General features: G+C 73.4%; 3 protein-coding genes. All 3 read right to left on the bottom strand.

What is annotated here, in order from left to right; all coding sequences use genetic code 11:
- The coding region (locus tag G6021_RS11685) for a tRNA (adenosine(37)-N6)-threonylcarbamoyltransferase complex ATPase subunit type 1 TsaE (RefSeq protein ID WP_182639651.1) at positions 1–245 on the bottom strand (245 nt) is incomplete at its 3' end.
- Positions 242–1,603 carry an alpha/beta hydrolase gene (locus G6021_RS11680; protein ID WP_241731542.1) on the bottom strand — a complete coding sequence of 454 codons (1,362 nt, stop codon included), beginning with the start codon at positions 1,601–1,603 and terminating at the stop codon, positions 242–244. The genes G6021_RS11685 and G6021_RS11680, both read right to left, overlap by 4 nt.
- Positions 1,600–2,654: alanine racemase (gene alr / locus G6021_RS11675; protein ID WP_182641344.1), on the bottom strand; the 1,055-nt coding region annotated here is incomplete at its 5' end. The genes alr and G6021_RS11680, both read right to left, overlap by 4 nt.

The raw sequence follows: 2,654 nt of genomic DNA, 5'->3' as shown, positions 1-2,654 counted from the left end.
TTCCCGGGGCCGTCCGGGGTCCCGGGGGCGTGCCGCCGGGCGATCACGAAGGTCGGGGAGGTCACCCGGCCGCGGACACCGAGGCCGGCGGCGATCCCTGTGGTGAGGGCGGTCTTCCCGGCGCCGAGTGGCCCGTCGAGCACCACGACGTCACCGGCCCGGAGCAGCCCCGCCAGTTCGACGCCGAGCGCACGGGTGTCGTCCACCGTCGGCAGTGTCCGCTCCCCCGGGACCCCGATCGTCACGACGCCGCGCTACGGCGCGCCGACGGGCCGCTGCGGGACGACGGGCCACTGCGGGAGGACGGGCCGCTGCGGGAGGACGACCCGGTGCCCCTCGACGATCCTGAGCCACTCGACGATCCGGTGCCCTTCGACGATTCGGTGCCGCTCGACTTCTCCCGCGTGCGTGCGCGCCACTCGACGATGGCGTCCGCGATGAGGTCGCCGAGGACCTCCGACACGTGCGCGGGCTCCTCCAACATCACCATGTGCCCCGCTCCGGGGACCACCACGAACTCGGCGTCCGGCAGCGCCTCGGCGATGTCCACCGAGCGGTCGAGGGGGGTGAGCAGGTCGCGGTCCCCGCACAACACCGTGGTGCGCACGTCGCGGAGCACGGGCACGGCCGCGGACTCGTCGTGCTGGGTGAGGGTCTCGAAGAAGTTCGCGATCGTCAGGACGTCCGTCGAGGCGATGAGCTTGTCCACGAACCTGGCGACGGTCGGGCTCATCTTGGCCGGGTCGCCGAACGAGCCGCCGTAGATGAACGGCGAGATGATCGCCCCGAGGGCCCTGCGGCTGCTGGTGAACACCGCGGGCGTGCGGCCGGCGAGGCCCACGAATCTGCTGACGGCCCTGCTGTCGAGCACGGCACCCAGGCCCGACTCCGACAGTTCCGCCATCGCCGTGGCGACCAGCCCCACGCCGAGCACGCGCTCGCGGACCGCGTCCTCGTGGCGGACGGCGTAGCCGAGGACCGTCATGCCCCCCATGGAGTGGCCGATCGCCACGATCGGGCCGGTCGGCGCCGTGGCGGAGATCACCGAGTTGAGGTCGGACGCCAGCTGGGCGATGGTCGAGTTGTCGCGCGAGCTCTTGCCGCTGAGTCCGTGACCGCGCTGATCGTAAAAGACCAGGCGGACCTCGGAGCCGAATCGGTCCTGGAGGTGCCGGCGCTGGAAGTGCCAGGAGTCCATCGACAGCGTGTACCCGTGGGCGAACACCACGGTCATCGGCGCATCGGTCGGTCCGGCCTCCCGCACCGCGAGCGGGACACCGTCCGAGGCGGCGACCATCGAACCCCGGTCGACCCCGAGCTCCCACATGTCCTCGCCGGCCCACGGGTCACTTGCCCGGCGTCCCGGGAGGAGCGTGCCCACGGATCCGATCGTCGCGGCGCCGAGGGCGCTCAGACCCGCGGCGAGACCGCCCGGGGCCCGGATCTGCTCCTCGACGGACTCGGCGTCCCCGGTCTCCCCGCCCACCAGTTCGGGTGACCGGACCTCGACGGGATCCCCCGCAGCGGACCGGGAAGGGCGCCGGGGCCACCGGAGCCGGGGCATCGACCTCCGGCGCCCGGGCGAGTCGTCTTCTCCACTCATAGCGAACCCTCCCTCTGCCCGCCGCTGGCGTGGCGGGCCCCGAGAACGTGCTGGCGCACCGCTCGGCCTCGGACGGCTGTGACGACCTCGTAGTGGATGGTCCCGAGGGTGCGGGCCCACTCGGCGGCGGTGGGGCCCCCGTCGGAGCCGGTACCGAACAGGACGGCGGTGTCCCCCGCGCGGACCGAGTCGCCCGGGTCCGGTCCCAGGTCGACGACGAACTGGTCCATGCAGACGCGGCCGACGTTCGGGTACCGGCGTCCGTGGATCGACACGTCGAGCCTGCCCGAGAGCAGTCGCCACACCCCGTCGGCGTACCCCGCCGCCACGAGGGCCACCGTGGTGTCCCGCGGGGCGTGCCACGTGTGCCCGTAGCTCACCCCCTGACCGGCGGCGATGCGCTTGACCATCAGGACCTCGGCGGAGAACGTCATGGCCGGGACCAGCTCCGCCTCGAGACCGTCGACCGGGTTGAGCCCGTAGAGGGCGATCCCGGGGCGGACCATCTCGAAGCCGTCGTCCGGGCGGGTCAGGGTGGCCGCGGAGTTGGCGTGGTGGTTGACCGGGCACCGCACCCCGCGGGCGCGGGCCTGCGCCACGCACGCGTGCAGACGGTCGACCTGCTGGTCGATCACCGGGTTGCCCGGATCGTCGGCGTGCGCGAAGTGCGCCATCAGCCCGGTCACCTCGATGAGGCCCTCGTCGGAGGCGGCGACCAGCCGGTCGAGCAGGGAGGGCCACTCGTCGAGGGTGATGCCGGAGCGGGCGAGCCCGGTGTCGATCTTGGGGGTCACCCTGGCGCGGCGGCCGGTACGCCGGGCGGCGTCGAGAACGGTGTCGAGGTGGCCCGGGCTCGGGATCGCCAGGTCCACATCCGCCTCGAGCGCCACGCCGACGTCGTCACCCACCCCGAACAACCAGGCCAGGATCTCGGCGTCGATGCCCGCGTCACGCAGCTGCACCGCCTCGGCGATCGTCGTGACGCCCAGCGCGTCCGCCCCACCGCGCAGCGCAGCGAGCGAGACCGGCACGGCGCCGTGGCCGTAGGCGT

Origin of the sequence: Dietzia sp. CW19 (assembly GCF_014145265.1) — a bacterium.
Classification (GTDB): domain Bacteria; phylum Actinomycetota; class Actinomycetes; order Mycobacteriales; family Mycobacteriaceae; genus Dietzia; species Dietzia natronolimnaea.
This window is presented reverse-complemented; position numbering and strand designations above follow the sequence as displayed.